Consider the following 24,032-nt stretch of genomic DNA (forward strand, 5'->3'; position numbering starts at 1 on the left):
ATTTGTCAAGGCCACAAGCAACGCGTGATGTGGTCAGCCATCTCATGCATGCTGGAGACATGGATGTGACCTGGCTGAAATACCTCGCGTTACCGCCACTGGCCAATGTCTGTCTGACGCTGCTGGGCATGGCCCTATGGCGGGTACACCACGGGCTGGGAGGCTCTCTGGCCGCCTTGGCACTGGGCAGTCTGCTACTGCTGTCGACACCGATCGGCAGCCATTGGGTGCGCTCGGGCCTCGAAACCTACTCGCCCCCCGATGACGAGATCATCGCATCGGCGCAAGCCATCGTGATCCTGGGGGGAGGTCGCGATTACCGCGCTGCCGAATTCGACTGGGGCGATGCTCCCGCCAACCCTACCTGGCGCCGACTGGCCTATGGTGCCCTGCTCGCCCGCCACGCCGAACTGCCAATCCTGGTCAGTGGCGGCCGACCCCATGGAGAAACCCTCAGTGAAGCAACGTTGATGGCTAACGCCCTGAATGATGCGTTCGGACTCACCGCGACATGGCAGGAAGGCGACAGCCACAACACCATCGAGAATGCCATCAACAGTGCTGCGCTGCTCGAAGAGAACAATATCGAACGTATCCTGCTCGTTACCCAGGCATGGCACATGCCACGCGCTGTCGCCGCATTCGAGCGCACCAGCCTGACCGTCATTCCCGCCCCGACGGACATGGCGAGTCCGCCGCCCAAGGGCCCGTCAGGCTGGCTACCCCGAGCCTATTTCCTGCGACAGAGCACCCAGGCGCTGCATGAATGGCTGGGGCTACTGGTCAACGACGTCCAGGGTCGGTAGAGTGCCTCTGCATCGTTGCATCAACGGACAGCCTATCCTCATGTTGAGACGGTTTTTGCATTCCACCAGCCAACGTGCCACGTTCCTGCGCTTCGCTCTGGTCGGCGGCACGATCGCCTTGATCGATGCAGGTAGCCTTTATGGCCTGCACGACGGCTTCGATCTCAACCTCTATCTCTCGCGTGTGTTCTCGTACGGCTTGGCGATAACCGCAGGTTATTTCCTGAACCGCCATTTCACGTTCCACTATCACCAGCGGTTTCGCAGCATTCTCAGTGAGTTGATGCGTTTTTACGCCGTCCATGCGACCGGCGGCATGATCAATTACGGTCTCTTCGCGTTGGTGCTGTTGGCCGGCGGTGCCATCGGGTTGACGCCGGGAGCCGTCTACTGGCTGCCGTTGCTGGGGATCTGGTTAGGCGGCGTGGCCGGCATGTGCTTCAACTTCTTCGTGTCCCACAAACTGGTCTTCCACCGCCCATGACGACACTGCTCACGCTGCTGGAAAGCCTGGCTCTCTACCTTGGCTGGTGGGCACGCTCACTGCTGGCATGGCGAGACCCACGTGCTCCCATGCGCCCTCGCCGAGCCCTGCTACTGCTCTGTGGCATGCCGCTATTCCTGTTGATACAGGGCATCCATGCGATTTGCCTGTTGCTGGATGACGTACTGTTCCCGCGCTACCGGCGTGTCGATATCGGCAAGGCGGTATTCATCACCGGCATTCCGCGTAGCGGTACCACCTTCCTCCATCGCACCCTGGCCGTGGACAGGCAACGCTACACCACCCTGACCACCTGGGAAGCGCTACTGGCTCCCTCGATCACCCAACGCAAGCTCCTGAACGGGCTCGGCAAGCTCGACCGAGCCCTGGGCGGATGGGGACGACGCAACCTGGACGCCCTGACACGACGGATGACCGGCGACTTCGCCGCCATCCACGATGTCGGCCTCAACGCCGCGGAAGAGGATTACCTGACCCTGTTGCCCGCCGGTGGCTGCTTCATCCTGATGCTGGTTTTTCCCGGTAGCCCGGGCGTCCAGGACCTGGGGCATTTCGATCGCCGAATGCGCCCTGCCCGCCGACGACGGCTACTGCATTTCTATCGTGGCTGCCTGCAGCGTCATCTCTATGCCGACGGTGGCCACCGCCAGCTACTGTCGAAGAACGCCGCCTTCGGTTCCTGGCTAGCCGGGCTTCACAGCCAGTTTCCCGAAGCCCGGTTCATGATCTGCGTGCGCGACCCCGCCACCGCTCTCAGTTCACAGCTCAGTTCCGTCGCCAGTGCCGGGCCGTTGTTCGGTACCTCCGTGGATAACATCAAATTTCAACAATGTTTCCTTAATTTGTTCGCCGAGACGCTCGACCACCTGGGAGAAACCATGGCTAACTGGTCACTGTCGCAGGGGGTAGTCATCGACATGGACGACATGCGAGAGCAACCGTCCGTGATTATCATGCGAGCACTGGCTCGCATCGAGGAGCCCATGGGCCCCGAACTGGCGGATCACATCCAGCAGTTGCCGGCCGGCACCACCAGTCAGCACCGGCACACGGTCGAGTCACTGGCGATACCGCGTGATACGATGGAAGCCACCATGCGGCCGGGTTATCAACAAGTCATCGCACTACCACAGCGAATCAGGATCACCGAGTGAACGATATCGCCACACTAGTCCAGTCTGAACCGTCCATCGCCACTCATCGACTGCGCGTCGCGTTCTTCTCCGACTCCTTGGCCGAACGCAATGGCACCGGCGCCTACTATCACGACTTGATCGATCAGTTACGCTCGCGCATCGCCTGTGCCGGCATCATACAGCCACAACACCGAACCGGGTTTCATCCGTTGAGTTTCCCGTTACCGGGCGACACCACCCAGAAACTCTCGGCGCCCAATCTGCTCCATGTCCGCCGCGAGTTGGCACGCATTCGGCCTCATGTCATCGTCAGCGCCACACCGGGCCCCTTCGGACTGCTAGGCCCGTGGATGGCGCGTCGCTACCAATGCGGGTTCATCTCCGCCTATCACACCCACTTCGAAGGGCTTGCCGATATCTACTGGCGGCCGTTCAAGCGGCACCTCATTTCCGGCTGCCTGAATTCCGCCAACCGCTTCCTGTGCCAGCGCAGCGCCACCGTGCTGGTGAACAACCCCACCCTGGGCGATACCGTGATGGGGTTAGGCGCCAAACAGTATGACGTCATGGGCACGCCGCTGGAGCGCGGCTTTGTGGAAGCGGCGCCGCCACCGTTACCCGAGACGGTGACACAGATCTGCTTTGCCGGACGCCTGGCCGCCGAAAAAAACATCGACGCCATCCTGCAAGCCGCCCAGGACTGGCCGACACTTCGCTTCGTCATCGGCGGCGATGGCCCGCTGAAAGCCAAGGTCGAATCCTATGCCGCACGCTATGCCAATATCGACTACCGGGGCTGGCTGGACCGCCACACTCTGCGCGACCTGATCGATGAGTCGAGCCTGCTGGTGCTTCCTTCGCACCAGGAAACCTTCGGCTCCATCGCCCTGGAAGCGATGGCACGCGGGCGACCGGCACTGGTTTCCGAAAACGCCGGCATCCATGACTGGACACAACTGGCGGCCGGGCTTTACAAGATCAGAAGCCAGGAGTCGCTGAGTGATGCCATCGCCCGTCTGCAAGCCGACCCACCGGGCGCTCTGACCGCCGTTGCCGCGAAGGCGCGAACCGCCGCCTTGCAGCTCAATGAACATACGCTCGATCAATGGTTGACCGTACTGGCCGAACAAGCCAAAGGCGCACCATGAACGCCCTGGTGTCGATACATGATGTCATGCCGCACACCATGCCCCGAGTGGCGGCGCTCATCGACAGCCTGCGACACCAGGGACACGACGCCATTACCCTGTTGGTGGTCCCCGGGCTCGCATGGCAGGACGAACACATCGACACGCTCGCCCACTGGCAGCAATCGGGCATCGAACTGGCGGCCCATGGCTGGCGCCACCATGCCCCGCGCCTGGGCGGGCCCTATCACCGCCTGCATGCCGCCTTGATATCACGCCGGGCCGCCGAACACCTGGCCCTGGACGGCCGCGGCATCGACATGCTCATGCGACGCTCCGCCGCCTGGTTCAGCAAACAAGGGCTCGGGGCACCGAGCACCTATGTACCGCCCGCCTGGGCGTTGGGTGCGATTCCCAAGACCAAGCTCCAGACTCAGCCCTATCGACGCATCGAAGTGACCCGAGGCTTGCTCGATCCGCAGAGCGGGCGTCTCGACAGCCTGCCGTTGGTCGGATTCGAAGCCGATACCGCCTGGCGCGAACGCGTACTGCGGCAATGGAATCGGACACAGGTATGGCAAGCGCGACGCCGCAACCGCCCGCTACGCATTGGCATTCATCCCTACGACCCGGAGCTACGGCTCGCCGAGGACATGCAGCGGCTACTGGCAGGCGACTGGCAATCCCGGCGTTACGATCAACGACACCTCAATTGAGCCACCAGATCGCCGCGTTGAGATAACTCGCGAACACCACCCACAGCAGATACGGCACTAACAGCCAGAACGCCGTCACCGAGACGCGATGGAAACGCCGCAACGTCAGCACGAGCAGCCCCAGCAGCACGCCCAGGTCCAGTAGCGCCACCAGCATCCAGTGCAGGCCGAAGAACAGCAACGACCACAGGCCGTTGGCTGCCAACTGCGCGACGAAGGGCCACAGGAAATGCACACGCCCACCCGGCGGCGCCAGGCACGTCACCCGCCACGCCGCCACCGCCATCAGCAGATAGAGTAGTGTCCACGCCACCGGAAACAACAGATTCGGCGGCGTGAACGGCGGCTTCGTCAGGCCGGCATACCACTCACCCGGCGGTGTCGCGACCCCGCTCAGCGAGACCAACGCCACCAACAGCAACCAGCCCAGGAAGAACGTCAGCGATTGGCGAGCCGATACCGTCATGAGACCTCATCATCGTCAATGTCCTTCAGGGTGCCGCCAGTATGACAGCAACGCGATGACGATGACTTGTCAGGAATCAATTCTTGCCCGCCAGTTCGCGATTCATCATGCGATCGCTGAACTCGACACCGTAGCGATTGCGCGACCACGCATACATCGCCAGCCCCAGCAGCATCCAACCGGCGAACATGCCCCACTCCAGCGGCGCCAGTGCCGACGGGCTGCCCGGCATGTACAGCCCTATCATCCCCAGCGACAACAGGATCGACACCCAGCCAACCAGCTTGCCGTTGGATACTCTGAACGGCCGTTCCAGCTCTGGCTCGCGATGGCGCAGCACCAGAAACGACAACGCCACGAACAGATAGGCGATGACGATCCCCAAGCCGCCGGCGACCACCAGCCAAACCAGTGCCGGACGCCCCAGGAACGGGGCCAGGCACGACAGCGCCCCCATCAGGAAGATCGCATTGGTCGGCGTCTTGTGCTTCGGATGCAGCTTGCCCAGGAACGCCGGCAACATGCCCGCATGGGCCAGCGCATAAATCGCCCGCGAGCCACCGACATAAAAGGCATTCCAGCTCGTCACGATGCCGGCGACCCCCGCCAGCACCATCAGGTTACCGGCCCAGGGCGCCTGGAACACCGCCTGCATGGCATCCGGTACTGCCAGCGAGCTTTCGCCCAGCGCCGCTGGATCGAGCATCAGCGACGTTCCCAGAATGATCAAGGCATACCAGAACACGGCCAGTAACACCGACGCCATCAGCACTCGGCCGATTTCCCGGAACGGCAGGTTGATCTCTTCCGCCGCCTGCGGAATGACATCGAACCCGACGAACATGAACGGCACCATGATGATCACCGTCATGATGCCGCCCATCACGCCTTCCGAGGTGTTGAACAGCGGCTCCATCGTCGCCTGTTCTCCTTCGAACAGCGCGCCGGTGATGAACATCACGCCCACGACCATGATCAGCAGAGTCACCAGCTTCTGGACCAGTGCCACGGTGCGGATACCGACGTAATTGATCCACGTCATGATCAGCGAACCGACCACGCCGACGGCCACCCAGGACGCATTCACCTCCCAACCGGCCATCGTCCAGAGATAGCCCACCGAATAATCGGGGAACAAATGCTCGACCACGGTCGGCAACGCCACCGCCTCGAACGCCACGACGCTGACATAGCCCAGCGCAATCGCCCAGGTACACAGAAACGACGCAAAATGGCCCAGCGCCCGATAACTGTACACATGCTCGCCGCCGACCTGCGGCATCGCCGACGCCAGCTCCGCATACGTCAACCCGACCAGCAGGATGGCAATGCCGCCCACCACGAACGCGGTTATCGCCCCCGCACTCCCTGCCGACTGGATCCACTCGCCCGTCATCACGATCCAGCCCCAACCGATCATCGCACCGAACGCCAGCGCGAGAACATCCTTTCTGGCCAGCACGCGGGTCAACTTCCCGCCCTGGGATACATCCGTTGTCATCGTCTCCGCCCCTATTGTTGGTTCACATCAGGCCATCACATCAGTGAGTTCAGCCGACGGCATCGGTTTTATCAACACGGCGAGCAATATAATTGACGGCTTCTCCAGCAACAACCGGGTGATACCAACGGATGACACGTGTCAGCTAAACGTTTACCAGTGATTTTGAGCTGCGTGTGCGTAAGATAAACGCGAACGAAAGGAAGCATCACAAATTGAAATGTGACGATAAAGCCCCGCACCTGCGGGGATCGGGACGTAGTATTAGCGATCGAGATATTCCAGTACGCTTGAGCCCCGCGCCTGCGGGGATCGGCAGACCAGCCGTCAGCGTCAGCGCGGTGAAGTCGGTTGAGCCCCGCGTCTGCGGGGATCAGCGTCGAGAACGGTTTTTATGATGGCTCTGGACCGGTTGAGCCCCGCGTCTGCGGGGATCAGCTCGCGTACACTGTCGATCATGGCTTCCGCGTCGGTTGAGCCCCGCGTCTGCGGGGATCAGGTACTGCAGGAAGACCAGCCCCTCGAAATGGGCGGTTGAGCCCCGCGTCTGCGGGGATCAGGCAGCCATTCGGCAAGGAGCTGCGCCTGATTGCGGTTGAGCCCCGCGTCTGCGGGGATCAGCGCAAGGACACGGCTAAGAAAATGGGCATCGACGGTTGAGCCCCGCGTCTGCGGGGATCAGCGCCGAAATGCCGCCAGATACAGGCATCCAGACGGTTGAGCCCCGCGTCTGCGGGGATCAGACCGGGGCGTGTTCGTGAAGCAACGCGGCAACCGGTTGAGCCCCGCGTCTGCGGGGATCAGGGAAAACACCGATAAGCCCGGTGCCTGCGCGGCGGTTGAGCCCCGCGTCTGCGGGGATCAGACAAAGTCGGTATATCAGGTAGGTTTCGTCTACGGTTGAGCCCCGCGTCTGCGGGGATCAGTTTTTGACGTATCCCGGTGCCACCTGCTCTACCGGTTGAGCCCCGCGTCTGCGGGGATCAGGTGCATCGCCCGCACCTGGTCGACGCTATAGCCGGTTGAGCCCCGCGTCTGCGGGGATCAGCGTCGAGAACGGTTTTTATGATGGCTCTGGACCGGTTGAGCCCCGCGTCTGCGGGGATCAGGAAGACATGATCCAGCAGGAGTACTACTGTAGCGGTTGAGCCCCGCGTCTGCGGGGATCAGCAGCCCCAGATAGGGGCGCGCCGGAATGGTCACGGTTGAGCCCCGCGTCTGCGGGGATCAGCCACCTAACGCTGTCGCCACCGCTGGCGCTACCGGTTGAGCCCCGCGTCTGCGGGGATCAGAGACAGCCTAGACAGGCGGTTATTTCACCTGCCGGTTGAGCCCCGCGTCTGCGGGGATCAGTCCGTTGTCGGTGTGGCCGTGCTGATCGGCATCGGTTGAGCCCCGCGTCTGCGGGGATCAGTTCGGGGCCTCCATATCTGTGGTGGATCCATACGGTTGAGCCCCGCGTCTGCGGGGATCAGATGCCTTCAGGAAGATCGGATCCATCCGGAAGCGGTTGAGCCCCGCGTCTGCGGGGATCAGTGCTGTTTGATCGCCAGCTTCTTCACCTCGTACGGTTGAGCCCCGCGTCTGCGGGGATCAGGTTATCGGCACCCTACGCTTGGCAGCCGAGCGCGGTTGAGCCCCGCGTCTGCGGGGATCAGGTGATGTGCTAGAGGCGTAAAGAGGGTAGCCACGGTTGAGCCCCGCGTCTGCGGGGATCAGTGGCTGCAGAGCAATCGTGGTGATGTCGAGGACGGTTGAGCCCCGCGTCTGCGGGGATCAGGAGGTCATCTTGCGCGTCGAGCGCTCGACGTCCGGTTGAGCCCCGCGTCTGCGGGGATCAGTCCGACAAGTTCCTCGGAGTGTCCAAATGAGCCGGTTGAGCCCCGCGTCTGCGGGGATCAGCCTCCACCACTCAGCTTGTACAGGGCAATGAACGGTTGAGCCCCGCGTCTGCGGGGATCAGGCTATAGCCATCCGGCCACACGAAAAGGTCATCGGTTGAGCCCCGCGTCTGCGGGGATCAGATTTTCACCGCATCGGGAAACCGGCTCCGTCGCGGTTGAGCCCCGCGTCTGCGGGGATCAGAATCCAGTTGAAGTTCGCGTTGGCGTTGCCACCGGTTGAGCCCCGCGTCTGCGGGGATCAGGACTGGCGGGGCTCTTTACCTGCGCCGCTGTGCGGTTGAGCCCCGCGTCTGCGGGGATCAGGAGAGACTGAGGCCGCCGAAGTTATAGGCCGGCGGTTGAGCCCCGCGTCTGCGGGGATCAGACCGCCTGTTGAACCTTCGTATCCTGCAGTAGCGGTTGAGCCCCGCGTCTGCGGGGATCAGCACCGCGATGCCTGCGCACTGGCTATGGTTGACCGGTTGAGCCCCGCGTCTGCGGGGATCAGTGTTGGGTGGTGGTTTTTAGCTGGACGGCCACCGGTTGAGCCCCGCGTCTGCGGGGATCAGGACATCCATCGCATTCGAGAGCGTAGCCAGACCGGTTGAGCCCCGCGTCTGCGGGGATCAGAGGATGAGTACACATGGCAGATTCAATTCAGCCGGTTGAGCCCCGCGTCTGCGGGGATCAGCCGTTACGGGCGTCTTCGAGGATCTTGGATCGCGGTTGAGCCCCGCGTCTGCGGGGATCAGAACTATCTGATTAACTCTGACGGAAATGCAGACGGTTGAGCCCCGCGTCTGCGGGGATCAGTTATCAGGAAGTCTTCCCGGCGAACGCACTAGCGGTTGAGCCCCGCGTCTGCGGGGATCAGTTGTAAACACTTTCGATGAACTCAGGAGGATACGGTTGAGCCCCGCGTCTGCGGGGATCAGTCTACGCGCGGTTGTCCAGCGTTAGCGCCGTGCGGTTGAGCCCCGCGTCTGCGGGGATCAGGTCGACTTGGCAGGGCCATTGCAAGGCACTGACGGTTGAGCCCCGCGTCTGCGGGGATCAGGATATGGAGATGCATCCGACTCGCAATGGTGGCGGTTGAGCCCCGCGTCTGCGGGGATCAGGTGGCCGGAAACCAGTGCGGCATGATCAACATCGGTTGAGCCCCGCGTCTGCGGGGATCAGCTTCGAGAGCGGAACAATCTCGGCGGTCGTGACGGTTGAGCCCCGCGTCTGCGGGGATCAGAGACCCATCATCGATATACGTCTCAACAAACACGGTTGAGCCCCGCGTCTGCGGGGATCAGAGCGCCGGACACCGTGACGCGCCAGTAACGGGCGGTTGAGCCCCGCGTCTGCGGGGATCAGACTAATTGTAGATTATTGTTTATAAAGAACAAAATCGCCAGCAGAATTTCCACCAGCGATTTTGATCAAATTTCAATCAGCTTGATTTTTTAAAGAGCCTTCAAAAACAACTAGATACTTTCTTGCGGTAAAAACCTCACCAAACGCAACCCATCATGGTCAATCGGCACACGGCGATTGTCTCCATAAGTCTGGAATTCGAAGCCTGATTCATGGTTACTGGCCCAAGCCATAGCGACATTCCCCTCCTCCGCCAAAACTTCCACTTGTTCCCAAACCATTTCGCGGATACGTTTGCTGACATCTCCGACGTAAACACCGGCTCTGATTTCCAACAACCATACCGCAAGCCGTCCTCGAAGGCGCGGAGGCACTGCTTCAGTTACCACAACGAGCATTGCCATGATCACTGACTCCTGTGGCCTGCGTCGCCTACCGATTCGGGTTCAGGTATTGCCGGGGGGACTGCTTCCGAAGCAGGCGGCGGAGGCTCAATATCGCCTGCCGCCAGAACGTCTTCGATCATTGGAATCAGACGCTGCAGTAAACGCGTTTGTTTAAAGGCATCGCGACAGGCGATACGCACTTCCCGCTCAGGCTTTGGTGGGTTACGCGCGGCTACTCGGAACGCTGCTGGCACGACTGTCTCGAATTTAACGATGTCGGCAATGTCATAGACAAAGCTCAACGGCTTGCCGGTATGCAAAAAACCAATCGCGGGGGCGTAGCCCGCTGCCAGGATTGCGGCTTCGGTAATACCGTAGAGGCAAGCCGTGGCGGCCGACAGACATTGGTTGGCCACGTCGGAAGCGTCCCATTGAGTAGGGTCATAGCGACGCCCCTTCCATTTAACGCCATATTGCTTGGCCAATAGCTGATAGGTCTTGCGTACCCGAGCCCCTTCCATGCCACGCAATTGATCGACACTACGCCGCGAAGGAGGTTCTTCGCCAAAGCGCATTTCGAACATCTTCCTGACAACCTTGAGGCGCAGCTTGTCATCCAACGCCAATTGCGCTTGATAAAGAAGTTTGTCCGAACGCGCCCCGCCAGGCTGTCCTGCGCTGTATAACCGTACGCCGGCATCACCCACCCATATCAATAACGTGCCAACCACAGCCGCTAACTTAACAGCGGCATGGGACACACGGGTGCCGGGCTCGAGTAGCAAACAGGCCACCGACCCGACGGGAATGTGCATGCGTTCACCGTTCACCTCGTCGATGACGACGAAGGCACCATCGCGCACGTCGATCTGGCCCATCCCGACGAAGATCATCGACATGCGATCTTTCTCTGGAATGGGCTTCAAAGGAATGAAACCCATGGCGCCTCCTATGGCCTTCGCAACATTATCAGGCCACAGCCGAAGGCCTTGGCACGCCCGATCCCATGTGCCAACGTTTCGGTCAGGCGCCCTGGGTCAGTCACTTCCAGTAAACCTTCATAGTCGACGCTGGAAAAGCGAATGGGACGGCCCTTGCTTTTTGGCAAGGCATGCTGACGATAGGCCCCGACTTCGGGCTCGACCGGCAAACGGAATCCACAAGACTCGGCGCGCTCGACCAACCACCCTCGGGCGGCCTCATCCATCGCCTCAATACAGGCCTGGCTGGTCCGTTCCTTACCCGCCTCGAAGGGATACTTGGCCGCCATCAACACGTCAGCACGCTGACCACGCTTACCCGCCACTGACTTCGCCACAGTGGGGTTGGCACGCAACCGGAAAGCGAGTTGATCGCCCACTTCGAGCACTGGTGTGAACGATTTGCACTGAGCCTCAAGCAATCCAGGAAGAGGAGCCGGCCCCCGATCGGAGAGCACATAGAACAACGGCAGGCCGCGCGGTGCCCCACCATTCTCGGGATCTTCCATTTCCTGGCGAAACAGAAACGGCCTCGGTCCCTGATACTCCGGAAATAAACGCCAGAGTAGTTGGTGGGCAGCATAAGCACCACCGCCCATGATCTCGAACAAGGCTTCACGAGAGAGGCCGTTGAGATCGACCTTGACGCGAGATAGATACATCAGCGGCCCTCCTCTTGACCAACAATACGCCGGAACTCGGCACGTGGCCCGAATTGCCAACGCCGGCGATGGAGCGGTTCATCCCACACATCATTGGATTCGTTACCTTCCAAGGAGCCATCCAAATGTTTTGGATCGCCCTCCCAGGCGTACAACGTTTCGTCGGGGAGATTAAGCACGCGGCGCTCCTCATCCGCCGTTCCGCACAACGGGGGAAACGACGTATCCAAGGCATCAAGCAAGCATCCACATATTTCTCGTCGGGGCGCCAAGGGCGCGGCAGGTGGGCATGCCTTGCGCCCTAGATAGAGCGGAAAATATGGCGTTTTCAATGCCTGCTCCATCTCGCTCAGAGTGAGCTTGGCCTGCGAAGTCAGCCACACGGCAACGGTCCACAAACCGTCGCCACGGTAGTCTCGACTGGAAAGAATGGTATTGATGACTTTGCGTGGAGCATTCAGCTCATCGCGCCGGGTATGGTATGTCACTTTCGACTGCGCCGCTGGCACCTGCACCGTGTGGTAGTCGCGTAACAATGCTCCCGGCGAGCGCTGTTTGACCGCGATACAAACGCTTTCGCGCAATTGGCGCTGTCGCTCATCGTCGTCGCGCCGCACACCTAGCGCCGCCCCAAGTAACCCGATAATCGCACCTCGTCCCGGATACGTGGCAGAGGGTCGCGACTCGCCCACCGCTGCCTCGCCCCAACTCGCGAGCGGCGCATAAAGCCGGAAGACTAGATATTCCGTCATGACGGCCCCCTTATCAGTCGTCGCCAAGGAAATCGACCAACGCCGAGAAGCTGCCCGTCGCTACGTTGCCCGTCAGTTGGGGGGCCGAATAATCAGGCTCTGCCGTGACAATGAAGCGACGATCGGCGCCGACATCATATGCTTCGTCGAAAGCCTTGGCCTGACGCTCTAGTCGATTGATGGCATCCAATGATTGATCCTGACCCATGACAGGACGCAGGAAAGCAGTCGAGAGCGAGCGGGGTTGCTGGTCGCCCTTCTCGACCAGCACATAGCTGGCATGTGCACGGGAGCCGAAGCTGTTCTGCTTGCCCTTGGGCGAGGTCTTGACCGAGGCCTCCACCAATGCCGCGATGGCGCGGTCGGCAAGCTCTTCGTTGCCCTGCAAGTTCTCGATCAATTGCTGACGGTCAATGCAGATATAGCTGTAAAACAACCCTGCGCCGAATCCTGCTTCACCAACGTGTGCCGCACCGCGGTGCTCATCGCCCGCGTTCAAGTCGTCTACCGCCGTAAAGTAGTCATCCTCGACCTCGGCGGCATGCACGGTGATCGCATGCGCGACTTGGCAAGCAGCCTCGACGTTGAATTTTGGTTCCGCCGCCAGCATGCGACCGAACAGCGCGATATCAACGGCCGTGGGCTTCTCACGAAGCAGGGTGAGATCTTCCTTCTCAGGCGCACGATTTTCAGCGGCCAGCGTCTCGACCAACGCATCGACCTTGGCCTGTTCTTCGGGGGCGATGTGAACCAACTGGCTGGTTTCCACTTCACCCTTGGCGACATCACCGAATACCTTGGCAATTTCAGTGGCCCACTCACGCGCTTTTTTATCGCCGATACCTTTTGCGATTAACTGCTTTTCAGCTTCGAGCCCCACACGCTTGGTACGTTGCCCACGGTGCTGGCCCACCGCTTCTTCGAATAGAGAAGACGTGCGCCAGGTACGCTTCAGGCTTTGAGACGAGACACGTAGGCGTTTGGCACCGCCCATCAAGGCGGTTTTGGGCCGGCCGAGATCATCGCGATTGAGATTGGCGGGTGGGTAAGAGGTCAACAAGTGCAGTTGGATGAAATGGCTCATGATTCGCTCCCTAGCGTTATAAAAAAGCGGTCTTAGTCGTTGTCGTTTCGATAACCGGCCGTGGCACCGAAGTAATCGTTTGCCCAGATAAAACCCAGCCGTTGTGATGGCTGCGCTGATAACGCGCCTTGATGTTCGCGCCACCACAACGCGATATTGTCGGCCAGGCATACGGCACTGACCTCGCGTTTGTCGATGAGCGCCAGTGCGCGGCGCAAGCGTTGAATCAATTCTTCCGGCGTGCGACATGCCATCAGCTGCTGAAAGCGCAACTCACTCATATGCGGCTTACCGGTTTCTCGCTTCTGCTCCCCGAGGCAAGCGCCCAGTGGCCTCTTCGGTTGTTCGTCGCGAAGCTCGGCCACGACCAGTGCGACGCAGGCCCAGACCTGGAGCGATCTATCGCGCTGCCACTGATTGCTTTCGCTGTTCGACGGAAGCTGGTTCCACAAATGGCGAAAAGCCTCGGTCAACATGGCCGTTTCGATGGTGTCGCAACGTCGTAGGGTGGCGCGTACGCCCTTGGGCCAAGGGGGCACATCGGTATGCGCCTTCAATGCCTCGGCCGGTAACGTCAAACGCTGCCACCAACGCCGCAGCGCATCGGCCTCAGGACGTGTGATGGCAAACAACCGCTCGGGAACGCGCGGGGGCGCTTCTTGTTGTGCGGCTGTAGTCTCCGTTTCTGTCATGACATGCCCTCTTTATTGGCGACCGCTTCAGCGGCTGGCTGCTTCAATGCGAAGCCACCGTCTGCGGCAAATTGACGAATGACCTTGCTCCCCTTGCTATGCCCGCCCAGAAAGTTCAACAACTGGCGGTGTGCCGCCGTGGCACGCTGTAAGTCCATAGCTTCAAGCGCACCACTCAAGGCTTGCGTTTCAAACTGAGCCAGCGCTTGGCGCCTGAGCGTTCGAAACCAACGCTCGGCAACGCCAGAAGGCATATGCGCGGTAGGTTCAGGGCTCTGAAGCGCCTGCTGAAGCCCCAACAGCGCCTGATAAAATGCGCTCTGCGTGGCGTCATAGAACTGTTGGTCGATATGACTCATATCACCCTTGGCCTCGGAAGGACGAGCGAACCAGGCGTTCTTGACCTGAGTACGCACCATCCAGGCGACCTGACGTGCTAGTTCGGTGAAGCGCTGCACCCAGTCACGCAGCCGCTCCTGTTGCGCGGGCGGTACGGCCACCAATGGCATCTCGACGCTGTACCAGCCCCGGGGTTTCATGTTGTCCATGTCATAGCCGAAGGCCCATAGCCGGGCATGTTTGAGTAGCGCGGACAGGTCCTCTCCTGCACGACGCTCCTCATCAACCAACATCACTTTTTTAGCGAAGTCCTGCACTACCCCGGCAGGGAGTGCACCACTGGTATCGGGATCGTGGAGTACCAGGTTCGGCCAATGCTGATATCCCAAACCGCCCGGCTGCCCCTTGGTGGACAGCGGTGGCTCATTGGGTTTCTTGGGGTCACGGCGATACGGAGTCAGCGGATGCAGCCAGGGGCCATCATAATTAGCCCCCTGCTTCTTGGCGCGAATGCGGCGTACGGCGTGTGTCGTCTCTCGCCCACAGATGTCGCAGTGACACGAGCCATCCTCAAACAACAGCCGGAAGCGTCGCGGCATTGACCAGTAAGGATGCAGTGGATGCATGTCATCAGGCAGGACTTCCGTGCCCTTCTTATCGCTGACCCGGGTCTGAGCCATCCAGAGAAACAGGCTTTCGTCATCGCTACGCGGTGCTTGCCAGGTCTGGCCTGACCGCGTCAGCGCCTTGGACGTCAACACATTCAGCCATAGACGAGACCACAGACTGGCATCAGCTGCCTCCGGCAATACCAGTGTGGTCAACGGGCCGCCGCCTCGCAGACCGACGCGAATGCCCGCCCCACCGGCCGGGGCATTGATCTGCATGGTGAACAGAGCCAAGGCTGCGCAGTCTTCGCACATGGCTTCGGCACGCCCACGTTTGACGAAAAAGTCCGTATTGTTCTTGATCCCGTTCGCGCCAGGCGCATCAATCAACAGACCACTGACCGTCGCCTCCTTAACGTCGTCGAGTGGGTCCATATCCTGCATGAAGCGTGGACCATCACCTTCCAGCTCAAAGGCATCCTTGAAAGGCTTGAAGGCGCCCTCCAGCTCCTCGAGGCTTGGCGGCTCGATAAAGCGATCCAGCCACTCACCATGGTCCTGCGGCGGTAATGCGGTTTGAATCAAACCAAGCAGGAACTGGTAGGCGGCGCCTTGGAAATCCGCCCGAGGCAGCGAGAGATCGACAACCTCAGGATCGGCCACCGCGCAAGGTGGTCGGTAAACGGTGGCGCCTTCCCGGGTCAGGAAAGGCAGCCATGGCGCGCTGATTAAATTCACGTTTGTTCCCCCTAGTTATCTGTTGTCTTCGACGCAAACCGTAGGCCCCATTGGGCGTCATAGGCGCAGACGGTATCGGCCTCGATCAGCCAAGGCTGGGTGAAGCGCAGCGCCTTGTAACGCTCCTGAAGAGTTTCCCACTGAGACTGAAAAGCACACGGTAGCTCCGCCAGCTTTTGCGCCTGGCTCTGGCGCAGTTTGACCTGGCTGAGCATGTCGGCGTGGCGCTCATCCTCGGCCCATAGCGATAGCTCATCATCGGGCGTGTGCTTGAGTAGAACGACATTGACCGTCGGCTCATCTATCAAGCGCGTGCCGATTTCCTGCTCTTCTTGCCATTGGTCGAACTCAGGGTGCCGAAGGTAGCCCTGCGCCAGATCGAGTGCATTGAAGTTGGCCATCGAGACCGCTACGCCTTGCATTCCACGCTGCTCCCAACGTGCCTCTTGCAAGTCATCCGGCACTAGGTCGGCGACCTTCCCGTAAACGCTTTCGATCAGGGCACGTGCCTCGTCGGGCATCCGAATCGCGCCCAACTCACGTAATACACGCTGGGTCAGCCACAGTAGAGATGTATCGCGGTACACAGCCTGCGTACCTGGTAGCACACGCTTGAGCCATTGAGCATCCGGCGTTTCGCACCACTCAGGGGCAAGGATGGAAACCTCTGGTGTACGACGCACGCCCCGCTCATGACGCTGCAAACGGCCAGCACGCTGGATCAGCAGGTCGATGGGCGCCAGGTCGCTGACCATATGGTCAACATCACAATCGAGCGATTCCTGGAAGACTTGCGTACTGATCAACACCTGCCCCTGGCGCTGGCCGGCGGTGGAAGGTTTGCCCAGCCGCTCAATAACACTCGATTCAATGCGCTGACGGTCCGCCATGGCGAATCGGCTATGAAACAATAGGCACCGCTCGGGATCGGGATGGCGCTGACAGAGCTGCTCGTAGGCTCGGATGGCGTCATCCACGGTGTTTCGTACCCAGGCGACGCACTCGCCTGCCTCGACCGCTGACATCACGGTATCGAGCGCCTGATCTTCCGTGGTCAGCCAGTCGATGCCGACCTCCCGCGTTACCTCCGGGCGCGTGGCAAGCGGGACTTCGCGCTGGCCTTCCGGGCCAACTTGAGTCAGCAACGGGAACTTATCCGCCTGAAGCGACGCCAGCCCTTGTCCCAGCCCCTGGCTCCATGCCGTCGCGAGCTCTTCGCGCATGCCGCGTGGCAAGGTCGCTGTCAGCAAAATAGCGCTACCGCCCTGCCGGGCATGATGCGCCAGCAGTTGGCTGAGCAGCGTCTGCATGTAATGGTCGTAGGCATGCACTTCATCGACGATTAACACCTTGCGCGCCAAGCCATAAAGACGCAGCGTCTGATGGCGAAAAGGCAATAGTCCCATCAATGCCTGATCGATGGTGCCTACTCCAACATCGGCCAGCAGTGATTTTTTACGTGAGTCAGCCAACCAGCGATTGCAGCGCGTGGTAGCCGTCATGTCATCGGCCGCGTAGTCCTGATCCCCCGGCTGCTCCGCTGCCACGGCCTTCACGAAGGTATCGTTCAGTTCACGGGCGCCATGGGCCAGCACGAAGGAAGGCCGAGATACCTCGGCATAGAAGCGTTGATGCAAATTCCCCAATCGTTCATACATGGCATTGGAGGTCGCCATGGTCGGCAAGGCGAAGTACAGCCCCTCACCGTGCCCCGCTGCCAGTAACCGCTGGGCGAGGATGCAAGCCGCCTCGGTCTTGCCAGCGCCAGTCACGTCCTCGAGGATGAACAACTGGGGGCCATCACCGATGGGCAAGGTTTCGGCTTCCCGCTGAAGCGGGGTCGGCGTAATCGACTTTCCGTCAAACCAACTGGATAGACCCGCATACGCTACCGGCTCGGGAGGCTGCGCAAAGCCACTCTCCTGGAGCGCTTGCTGCGCACGCTCCAAGGCCATTGGCCAGTAGTCACCCAGCGGCATCTCATCTTGGCAATACGCGAAATGATCGCGATTCGACCCCAGCCAATCGCTGAGGGTAGCCCATCCCGCAATGGTCCAACTCAAGGCACGCAGAGTGTCACACCACGCTTCGGATACCAGTTTTTCCACTGGCCATGACGGAGGCATGAAAGCCGCCCAATCGTTGACGAATTGACGTGCGGCCTCGATATCATCGGCAACACCGTCATGACCAAAAAATGCTCGCACCTCACTATTACCGGCTTCCACCGGCTGGCCATGGTGGCCGAACATCGGCGCCAGCAATACACGCAAGGTCTCACTCAACTGGTGACGTTCACGACGTGGAGGAATATCGCCAGGCCATTGCAGCGTGTCATCACGCAACCATTCCAACCAGTGGGCTTGCCATAGTACGGCCCCCAACTGGTCATGGCGCGCGGTATACGCGTAGCGCTCAAGTGCAGGCACCAGACTGACGCCCTCTGGGCTAGCCAAACCTTGAAATGCCCGCGAAAACTTGCCGATATCATGCAAGCCGAGCAGGAAAACGAACAAACGCCGAAGTGTTTCGGGAGACAAATCGAGGCGAGCCGCCAGCAATTGCGTCAGTGGGCGCTCCGGTGCCAGAAGCAGCCAGCCCACAGCAGCCACGTCCAGACTGTGGTAAGGCAGCAAATGGCATTGTGCTCCCTCGCCTCCTGGTTTGGCTTTTGCCCAATACCGATATTGCAACATTTCACTTCCCTGCGGTTATTATTGATTAGAAACATATAAGCACTCTGTGTTGGATCCTGCCAACGATGTATATCAAACCAGCACAGTTTTCAGCCCGGCTCATGGGTCCGAGAGTGAATAATTCAGGTACGACGGGGAATCATATATGACGGAAACGACGTCGTTGCCATGGGACATACTGGCACGTTATCGACTGATAGAAATTCTGGCGTTATGGGAAGGACGTATCACGGCATCACAACTGGGGACTGCCTTTGACATAGGGCGACAGCAAGCCCAGAAGATGCTTCGCCAATATCGTAAGGAAGTGCCCGCTAACCTGATATACGACAATTCACGTAAAGGATTTATTCCCCTCGATACTTTTCAACCCTATTACACACTCGGCAAAGTCGAAGAGTATTTACACTTCCTGGGTTCCGATACACAACTCGATTCACCTTTTGCAGGCTTGGGGATCGGAATAGTCAATACGGAATCGCTACCATTACCGAGTCGTCAGTTATCGCCGGCCGTGGTTCGAGAGCTGGTCAAGGCATCCCGGCAGAATGAACGCCTAGAAGTGAACTATGCCTCTTTTCGCTCTCCCGATGGCGAAGATCGCATCATAGTTCCCCATACTCTGGTGTTTGCTGCAGGAAGATGGCATGTCCGCGCGTTTTGCGAAAAACATCAGGACTACCGGGATTTCGTACTCAGCCGTTTTCGTGACGTCCCCGACGTCTGCGGAGGGATGTTGGGTACCCACGACAAGTTCCATGATAACGACTGGCAAACCTATGTCGATGTCCGCTTGATACCTGACCAACGCTTGCCCGAAGCGGAACGGCGGCTCATCGAAGCGGATTATGGAATGAAAAACGGCAGCCTGGTGCTGAATTGTCGGGGTCCACTGATACTTTATGCGTTGCTGGAATTAGGCGTTAACCCCAAACACTCCGAGCCCGAGCCCCGCGCACAGCAGATCGAGATCGCCAACCGAACCGAACTCAACCAGTGGATTCATTGGTGAGCCGCTGCTATGCCGAGCCCATCCCCCATTTGCGTCTCCTCGCCACCCCGCGTAGGTTGTTGTATATCCATTCAATAAAAAGGAGGGTGTCATGATGATCCGCAACCCGCGTTTGTGTGGTATGTCGTCACTGGCGTTGCTGGGCGGTGCGGTGCTTTCCGCGCCGGTGGCGGCGGAATCCGATTCGATTCAGCAGCATCTGGACGATCTGCAGTCGTTCCAGGTGATCGCTCACCGGGGCGCCAGCGGTCATGCGCCGGAGGCGACCTGGTCGGCGTTCGAGCAGGCCGAGGCGATGAATGCCGATTATCTGGAGATGGATGTCCAGATGACCGCCGATGGTGAGCTGGTGGTGTTCCACGACGAAACCGTCGACCGTTCCACCGATGGCGAAGGAAAACTAAAGGATTTCACGCTGGACGAACTCAAGGCACTGGATGCCGGTTCCTGGTTCAACGAGGCATTTCCCGACTATGCCGACGATGACTATGCAGGCGCCCAGATACTGACCCTGGATGAAGTCATCGAGCGTTTCGGCACCGATGAGCGCTATTACCTCGAGACCAAGTCGCCGGAGCTGTATCCGGATCTCGAGGAGGCTTTGGTCGAGGCACTGGAGGATCACGGCCTGGTGGAATCCGGCTCGGTGATCATCCAGTCGTTCAGTGATGAAAGCCTGAAAACGGTCCATGAACTGAATGCCGATATCCCGCTGGTACAGTTGGTGTGGTACTACCCCGAAGACGAGGGCAGCGACACGCTGGTCGAGTGGACCGACGTGACGCCGGGGCCGGGTGAGATCGCCGACGCAGACTTCCAGGCGATTGGCGAATACGCGGTCGGCGTGGGCACCAACATGACCTACGGTGAAGAAGAGAGGCAGGTCATCGATGCCGACTTCGTCGAGCAGGCCCAGGCCAACGATCTGTTGGTGCATGTCTACACCATCAATGACGAGGAAACCATGCAGACGCTGCTGGATTGGGGCGTGGACGGCATCTTCACCAACTTCCCGGACCGCCTCAACGAGTTGGTGGAGTGAATCGCCGCTCAGGTGCTATCTTTTAGCGGATTGCCAATGCCGACAGGACGCGCCCATGCTCACTCCCCGCGCTTCATGGATTGCTCTGGTCGCCAGTCTCACGCTGGCGATGACGCCTCTCGCCATGGCGCAATCCGCCGAGCAGGAGTGGAACGCCTATCGCGATGCGCTGGAGCACGGCGAGCGCCATGCCGACTATTGGCAGACCGGCTGGACGACGTTCTATGCCGGCAGCCTGGCCTACAACGCCTGGCAATCCAGCGAGGGTAGCAGCAGCGACGACCGCTTCGATGCCCGGGTGGGGGCGGTGAAATCCGCCCTCGCCCTGGGCGGCATGTTACTGGACCGCCAGCCTCATCCCGAAGCCAGGCGCAAGCTGGAGCAAGTCAGCGGCCAGGCCCCTGACGACCGGCTGGCACGCGCCCGTGAAGTGATTCGCGAAACCGCCGAGGAAGAGCGCCGCCGCCGCGGCTGGCGAGCACGGCTGGGTTCGCTGGCGGTCAACACGGTGGGGGGCCTGGTGATCGGCGTAGGCGACGATCGGCCGGACGATGGCGCCATCAGTTTCGCCACCGGCATGCTCGTCAGCGAGTTGCAGTTATGGAGCCAGCCCGGTCAAGCCGGCCATGCCGTCAATCGCTTCCAGCCGGCGCAACTGTCGATCGGTGACATGCAGATCGATTACGAATACGCCTGGGTAATGGGGCCGGATCAGTTGGGTATGCACATTCGTTATTGAACGGTTCACCTGCCCCGAACACCACCAAGCATGGCGGCCAGTATCGTCGGCCTGTTGCTATGGACCAGTGCCGGCCCGCCTACAGGCGATTGACGGGTTCGGATCCTGAAAACAGGTCGACGATTGCCTGGGCGGTAACGGCACCCACGGCCTCGAAGGTTTCCCAGGTCTCGGCTGCGGTATGGGGCGTGGTGATGATGCGCTCGGTCGAGAATAAAGGATTATCGGCCGAAGCGGGTTCAACCTCATAGACGTCGATCGCGGCGCCACCGAGGTGGCCATTGTCCAGTACCTGCTTGAGCGCCGTCTCCTGAACGAGAGCTCCGCGAGCGGTATTCACGAAAATGGCCCCCTCTTTCATCTGCGCGAAACGGTAGTCATCCATGATCCCTTTTGTCTCAGGCAGGCTCGGTAGCAGCATGCAGAGCACATCAGCGCTTGAGATCACTTCATCCATGTCCTTCAGCGTCACATCAAGTGCACGAGCGGCATCTTCATCTGGGAACTTGTCGTAGGCCATGAGCGAAACGTCCAGACCCGATAGCTTGCGCGCTACCTTCCGGGCAATGTTGCCAAAACCCAGCAGGCCGACCGTTCGGCCGGTCAGTTCGTGGCCTACGGTCCGGTCCCATTCGACGCGCCGGACGGCATTATGGAGCTTAGGGATCGAACGCATCGAAGAGAGGATCAGTCCCAGGGTGAGCTCCGCTACGGCATTGGCATTGGCGCCGGGGGCATTGGTCACAGCCACACCATGGCGCTTCGCCGCATCGATATCGATATTATCCACACCGACGCCGAAACGGGCGATGATCCTGAGCCGAGGGGCAATGGAAAACACCGTCTCGTCCCAGGTATCCACACCCGCAATCACGGCATCGACCTCGCCTACCCGTTGAGCCAGCTCATCGAAGGTCATCGGCCGCCCGAAAGGATTCTCGACCACCTCGAAGCCCTCGGCCTCAAGCTGCATCTTGGCATCGGGGCAGTTGCGGGAATAGTCCGTTGCGGTAACGAGCACACGCTTTGTCATAGGGTCTCTCCCTGATTTCTGGAACACGGGCAGGCCATAGCCTAAATCCTGAGGACACGTTGTCTGGCGCTATCGATATGCATATCGAGGGCGTGTACTGCCGCCTGCGGATCGCGATTCGCCAAGGCGTCGATAATGGCTAGATGCTCATCCATGACCGCGACAAGCAGCTCAGGTAGCATTCGAGTATCCTCGCTGCGGATCAGCCGTATCTTGATAAGATTCGTCCTGTAGATCCCCGAGACCAACTCGTTACCCAACGCATCGACCATCCGCTGATGCATCCGCCAATCCATATCCTGTGCATGAGCGAGTAGCTCAGGGGTGACGCCTTCTACCCCCTGGGCGCGCACCTCTTCATGCGCTTTCCTCAGGCTCTCGATCTCCTCGGCAGGCGCATTGACCGCAAATTCAGCCACCGCTTCACGCTCGAGCATATGCCGTAGCTGAAAAGCGTTGCGTATGAAGCCCATATCCACCGGAGCGACCTGCAGGCCTCGATGCGGCATGGTGCGGATCAACCCGTCGGCTTCCAGCCGGGGAATCATCTCGCGTACGGCCCCCAGGGGAACGTCAAGAATCTGTGTCAGTTCACGCTGGGAAATGAACTGTCCCGGCAGAATCCTGCGGGATAACAGATGGGTCGTGAAGCTGTCGTAAGCCTGTTCGCGCAGTGACATCTCGTGTCGCTCCTAATGAAAACTGGGCTTACCCTACGAAGGAACGAACATAGGCAGCAAGCCGTTTCACCTGTTGCGGATCGGCCGGATCCAGCGGTGGCCGAGTTCGCTCCCAGCCTGGTTCATCGAAGAGTTCCCCGACCAGTGCCTTCACTAGCGGCGTTACTGGTGCCTGAACGATCTCATCGACGAGCGTATCGAGCTGACTATCCGATTCGCCCTCATGGACCAGGCGGGAAACTCGCTCCGGCAGGATATTGGCAATGCCGCTGATTGCACCGGCACCACCCAGAGGAGCGGCACGCGCCAGCAGGCGCTCGTCACCGACAAGAATCGCCATATCGTCCATTTTCAATAACTGTTCGGTATTCTCCCACACCCCGGCGCTATCCTTGACGCCGAAGACAAGATCGCCATGCGCCTGCTTCAGGCGACGAATGAGTGCATGAGAAAACGATACTTGGGTCACCTGCGGTATGTGATAGAGGATCACTTGCGGATTCGCGTGCTTGATTCGTTCAAAAAGTGCTTCGCACCAAGAGAACAAGGCGTCATCGCTAATGCTTTTGAAATAGAAGGGGGGAGTCAGCAACAGCTTGCGGATACCACGATCGAGCGCAAGGCTTGCCTGGTGCGCCGCTTCATCGACTGATGTCGCACACACGCAGAAGGTCACCGAATCGGGACTTACTCCCTCACCCAAGACACCATCGAGTAGCCGGGTACGTTCTTCGATACCGATGGAGGCCCCTTCTCCGGTGGTGCCACACAGCGTCACCCCGTCCGCCCCCCTGGCGATCAAGCGCGACGCATGCGCCGTGGCCCGCTCTATATCAATACTGCCATCGTCACGGAACGGGGTCACCATCGCCGGAAAGACGCCAAACATATGTCCCTTTGCCCCTCGCATCCGGGCATTTTCCGACATCTCTCCAGAGTGACCCGGCTGAATACAATCATTCATGAAGTAATCCCTCGATGGCATGCAATTAGCAAAATGTTGCATTGATATCGGTTATTTTTCAACTAACATGTTAGTCGTCTCACAGCATGATAACAATCTCTTCGATTGCTCGCCGATGCCATG

General features: G+C 59.8%; 21 protein-coding genes and 1 CRISPR repeat array. Of the genes, 8 read left to right on the top strand and 13 right to left on the bottom strand.

Going from position 1 to position 24,032, the window contains the following annotated elements; genetic code table 11:
- The first annotated feature begins 65 nt into the window (after positions 1-65).
- From FVV99_RS00525 to FVV99_RS00545, 5 genes are read left to right on the top strand one after another with little or no spacing between them, the layout of a single operon-like run.
- Positions 66-806 carry a YdcF family protein gene (locus tag FVV99_RS00525; RefSeq protein WP_201744993.1) on the top strand — a complete coding sequence of 247 codons (741 nt, stop codon included), beginning with the start codon at positions 66-68 and terminating at the stop codon, positions 804-806.
- A gap of 40 nt (positions 807-846) precedes the next feature.
- Entirely contained in the window at positions 847-1,290 is a 444-nt protein-coding gene (locus tag FVV99_RS00530) for a GtrA family protein (protein WP_161598938.1), read from the top strand.
- Positions 1,287-2,465: a sulfotransferase gene (locus tag FVV99_RS00535; protein WP_148252059.1), complete on the top strand. Its 1,179-nt coding sequence runs from the start codon at positions 1,287-1,289 to the stop codon at positions 2,463-2,465. The genes FVV99_RS00530 and FVV99_RS00535 overlap by 4 nt, the downstream gene beginning before the upstream one ends.
- On the top strand, positions 2,462-3,595 hold the full coding sequence (locus tag FVV99_RS00540; protein ID WP_148252060.1) for a glycosyltransferase: 1,134 nt from the start codon (positions 2,462-2,464) through the stop codon (positions 3,593-3,595). The genes FVV99_RS00535 and FVV99_RS00540 overlap by 4 nt, the downstream gene beginning before the upstream one ends.
- Complete coding sequence (locus tag FVV99_RS00545; protein ID WP_201744994.1) at positions 3,592-4,290, top strand: polysaccharide deacetylase family protein; 699 nt, start codon at positions 3,592-3,594, stop codon at positions 4,288-4,290. Before FVV99_RS00540 ends, FVV99_RS00545 begins: the two co-directional genes overlap by 4 nt.
- Here FVV99_RS00545 and FVV99_RS00550 read toward each other — a convergent pair.
- The 10 genes from FVV99_RS00550 to cas3 all read right to left on the bottom strand — a co-directional run bounded on the left by FVV99_RS00550 (position 4,283) and on the right by cas3 (position 18,439).
- Entirely contained in the window at positions 4,283-4,756 is a 474-nt protein-coding gene (locus FVV99_RS00550) for a TspO/MBR family protein (protein ID WP_148252062.1), read from the bottom strand. The two genes, FVV99_RS00545 and FVV99_RS00550, sit on opposite strands and share 8 nt — an antisense overlap.
- A 76-nt stretch (positions 4,757-4,832) precedes the next feature.
- Positions 4,833-6,257, bottom strand: coding sequence for an APC family permease (locus tag FVV99_RS00555; RefSeq protein WP_148252063.1), 1,425 nt, complete (start codon positions 6,255-6,257; stop codon positions 4,833-4,835).
- Between the two features lie 287 nt (positions 6,258-6,544).
- Positions 6,545-9,502: a CRISPR direct-repeat array (repeat unit 29 nt; unit sequence CGGTTGAGCCCCGCGTCTGCGGGGATCAG).
- Between the two features lie 110 nt (positions 9,503-9,612).
- Positions 9,613-9,906 carry a type I-E CRISPR-associated endoribonuclease Cas2e gene (gene cas2e / locus FVV99_RS00560; RefSeq protein ID WP_148252064.1) on the bottom strand — a complete coding sequence of 98 codons (294 nt, stop codon included), beginning with the start codon at positions 9,904-9,906 and terminating at the stop codon, positions 9,613-9,615.
- Between the two features lie 2 nt (positions 9,907-9,908).
- Positions 9,909-10,829 carry a type I-E CRISPR-associated endonuclease Cas1e gene (gene cas1e, locus FVV99_RS00565; protein ID WP_148252065.1) on the bottom strand — a complete coding sequence of 307 codons (921 nt, stop codon included), beginning with the start codon at positions 10,827-10,829 and terminating at the stop codon, positions 9,909-9,911.
- Between the two features lie 8 nt (positions 10,830-10,837).
- Positions 10,838-11,530, bottom strand: coding sequence for a type I-E CRISPR-associated protein Cas6/Cse3/CasE (gene cas6e, locus FVV99_RS00570; RefSeq protein ID WP_148252066.1), 693 nt, complete (start codon positions 11,528-11,530; stop codon positions 10,838-10,840).
- Positions 11,530-12,282, bottom strand: a complete 753-nt coding sequence (cas5e, locus tag FVV99_RS00575) for a type I-E CRISPR-associated protein Cas5/CasD (protein ID WP_148252067.1) — start codon at positions 12,280-12,282, stop codon at positions 11,530-11,532. The genes cas6e and cas5e overlap by 1 nt, the downstream gene beginning before the upstream one ends.
- 13 nt (positions 12,283-12,295) lie before the next feature.
- Positions 12,296-13,366 (bottom strand): type I-E CRISPR-associated protein Cas7/Cse4/CasC, encoded by a 1,071-nt coding sequence (gene cas7e / locus FVV99_RS00580; RefSeq protein ID WP_148252068.1) that lies wholly within the window; start codon positions 13,364-13,366, stop codon positions 12,296-12,298.
- A 32-nt stretch (positions 13,367-13,398) separates the two neighbouring features.
- Complete coding sequence (gene casB, locus FVV99_RS00585) at positions 13,399-14,058, bottom strand: type I-E CRISPR-associated protein Cse2/CasB (protein WP_148252069.1); 660 nt, start codon at positions 14,056-14,058, stop codon at positions 13,399-13,401.
- Positions 14,055-15,743: a type I-E CRISPR-associated protein Cse1/CasA gene (gene casA / locus FVV99_RS00590; protein ID WP_148252070.1), complete on the bottom strand. Its 1,689-nt coding sequence runs from the start codon at positions 15,741-15,743 to the stop codon at positions 14,055-14,057. Before casA ends, casB begins: the two co-directional genes overlap by 4 nt.
- Positions 15,744-15,754: 11 nt before the next feature.
- A complete protein-coding gene (gene cas3, locus FVV99_RS00595) occupies positions 15,755-18,439 on the bottom strand; it encodes a CRISPR-associated helicase Cas3' (RefSeq protein WP_148252071.1) in 2,685 nt (894 codons plus the stop codon).
- 145 nt (positions 18,440-18,584) lie between these two features.
- On the opposite strand from cas3, the gene FVV99_RS00600 reads away from it, so the two are divergent.
- The 3 genes from FVV99_RS00600 to FVV99_RS00610 all read left to right on the top strand — a co-directional run bounded on the left by FVV99_RS00600 (position 18,585) and on the right by FVV99_RS00610 (position 21,232).
- Positions 18,585-19,451, top strand: a complete 867-nt coding sequence (locus FVV99_RS00600) for a WYL domain-containing protein (protein WP_148252072.1) — start codon at positions 18,585-18,587, stop codon at positions 19,449-19,451.
- 94 nt (positions 19,452-19,545) lie between these two features.
- Positions 19,546-20,493, top strand: coding sequence for a glycerophosphodiester phosphodiesterase (locus FVV99_RS00605; protein WP_148252571.1), 948 nt, complete (start codon positions 19,546-19,548; stop codon positions 20,491-20,493).
- 55 nt (positions 20,494-20,548) lie between these two features.
- Complete coding sequence (locus tag FVV99_RS00610; RefSeq protein WP_148252073.1) at positions 20,549-21,232, top strand: hypothetical protein; 684 nt, start codon at positions 20,549-20,551, stop codon at positions 21,230-21,232.
- Between the two features lie 79 nt (positions 21,233-21,311).
- Here FVV99_RS00610 and FVV99_RS00615 read toward each other — a convergent pair whose 3' ends face one another.
- Genes FVV99_RS00615 through FVV99_RS00625 form a run of 3 tightly spaced genes read right to left on the bottom strand, consistent with a single transcriptional unit; the run spans position 21,312 to position 23,909 of the window.
- Positions 21,312-22,265: a phosphoglycerate dehydrogenase gene (locus FVV99_RS00615; RefSeq protein WP_148252074.1), complete on the bottom strand. Its 954-nt coding sequence runs from the start codon at positions 22,263-22,265 to the stop codon at positions 21,312-21,314.
- Positions 22,266-22,306: 41 nt separating this feature from the next.
- A complete protein-coding gene (locus FVV99_RS00620) occupies positions 22,307-22,945 on the bottom strand; it encodes a GntR family transcriptional regulator (RefSeq protein WP_148252075.1) in 639 nt (212 codons plus the stop codon).
- Between the two features lie 28 nt (positions 22,946-22,973).
- Complete coding sequence (locus tag FVV99_RS00625) at positions 22,974-23,909, bottom strand: dihydrodipicolinate synthase family protein (RefSeq protein WP_161598939.1); 936 nt, start codon at positions 23,907-23,909, stop codon at positions 22,974-22,976.
- Positions 23,910-24,032 lie beyond the last annotated feature (123 nt).

It is taken from the genome of Aidingimonas lacisalsi (assembly GCF_008079445.1).
Classification (GTDB): domain Bacteria; phylum Pseudomonadota; class Gammaproteobacteria; order Pseudomonadales; family Halomonadaceae; genus Aidingimonas; species Aidingimonas lacisalsi.

What these genes read in the sequence shown, in the direction of transcription:
- FVV99_RS00530 (WP_161598938.1), top strand. Translation starts at nt 847, where the DNA reads ATGTTGAGACGGTTTTTGCATTCCACCAGCCAACGTGCCACGTTCCTG.
- FVV99_RS00535 (WP_148252059.1), top strand. Translation starts at nt 1,287, where the DNA reads ATGACGACACTGCTCACGCTGCTGGAAAGCCTGGCTCTCTACCTTGGC.
- FVV99_RS00545 (WP_201744994.1), top strand. Translation starts at nt 3,592, where the DNA reads ATGAACGCCCTGGTGTCGATACATGATGTCATGCCGCACACCATGCCC.
- FVV99_RS00550 (WP_148252062.1), bottom strand. Translation starts at nt 4,756, where the DNA reads ATGACGGTATCGGCTCGCCAATCGCTGACGTTCTTCCTGGGCTGGTTG.
- FVV99_RS00555 (WP_148252063.1), bottom strand. Translation starts at nt 6,257, where the DNA reads ATGACAACGGATGTATCCCAGGGCGGGAAGTTGACCCGCGTGCTGGCC.
- cas2e (WP_148252064.1), bottom strand. Translation starts at nt 9,906, where the DNA reads ATGGCAATGCTCGTTGTGGTAACTGAAGCAGTGCCTCCGCGCCTTCGA.
- cas1e (WP_148252065.1), bottom strand. Translation starts at nt 10,829, where the DNA reads ATGGGTTTCATTCCTTTGAAGCCCATTCCAGAGAAAGATCGCATGTCG.
- cas6e (WP_148252066.1), bottom strand. Translation starts at nt 11,530, where the DNA reads ATGTATCTATCTCGCGTCAAGGTCGATCTCAACGGCCTCTCTCGTGAA.
- cas5e (WP_148252067.1), bottom strand. Translation starts at nt 12,282, where the DNA reads ATGACGGAATATCTAGTCTTCCGGCTTTATGCGCCGCTCGCGAGTTGG.
- cas7e (WP_148252068.1), bottom strand. Translation starts at nt 13,366, where the DNA reads ATGAGCCATTTCATCCAACTGCACTTGTTGACCTCTTACCCACCCGCC.
- casB (WP_148252069.1), bottom strand. Translation starts at nt 14,058, where the DNA reads ATGACAGAAACGGAGACTACAGCCGCACAACAAGAAGCGCCCCCGCGC.
- cas3 (WP_148252071.1), bottom strand. Translation starts at nt 18,439, where the DNA reads ATGTTGCAATATCGGTATTGGGCAAAAGCCAAACCAGGAGGCGAGGGA.
- FVV99_RS00600 (WP_148252072.1), top strand. Translation starts at nt 18,585, where the DNA reads ATGACGGAAACGACGTCGTTGCCATGGGACATACTGGCACGTTATCGA.
- FVV99_RS00605 (WP_148252571.1), top strand. Translation starts at nt 19,546, where the DNA reads ATGATCCGCAACCCGCGTTTGTGTGGTATGTCGTCACTGGCGTTGCTG.
- FVV99_RS00610 (WP_148252073.1), top strand. Translation starts at nt 20,549, where the DNA reads ATGCTCACTCCCCGCGCTTCATGGATTGCTCTGGTCGCCAGTCTCACG.
- FVV99_RS00615 (WP_148252074.1), bottom strand. Translation starts at nt 22,265, where the DNA reads ATGACAAAGCGTGTGCTCGTTACCGCAACGGACTATTCCCGCAACTGC.
- FVV99_RS00620 (WP_148252075.1), bottom strand. Translation starts at nt 22,945, where the DNA reads ATGTCACTGCGCGAACAGGCTTACGACAGCTTCACGACCCATCTGTTA.
- FVV99_RS00625 (WP_161598939.1), bottom strand. Translation starts at nt 23,909, where the DNA reads ATGAATGATTGTATTCAGCCGGGTCACTCTGGAGAGATGTCGGAAAAT.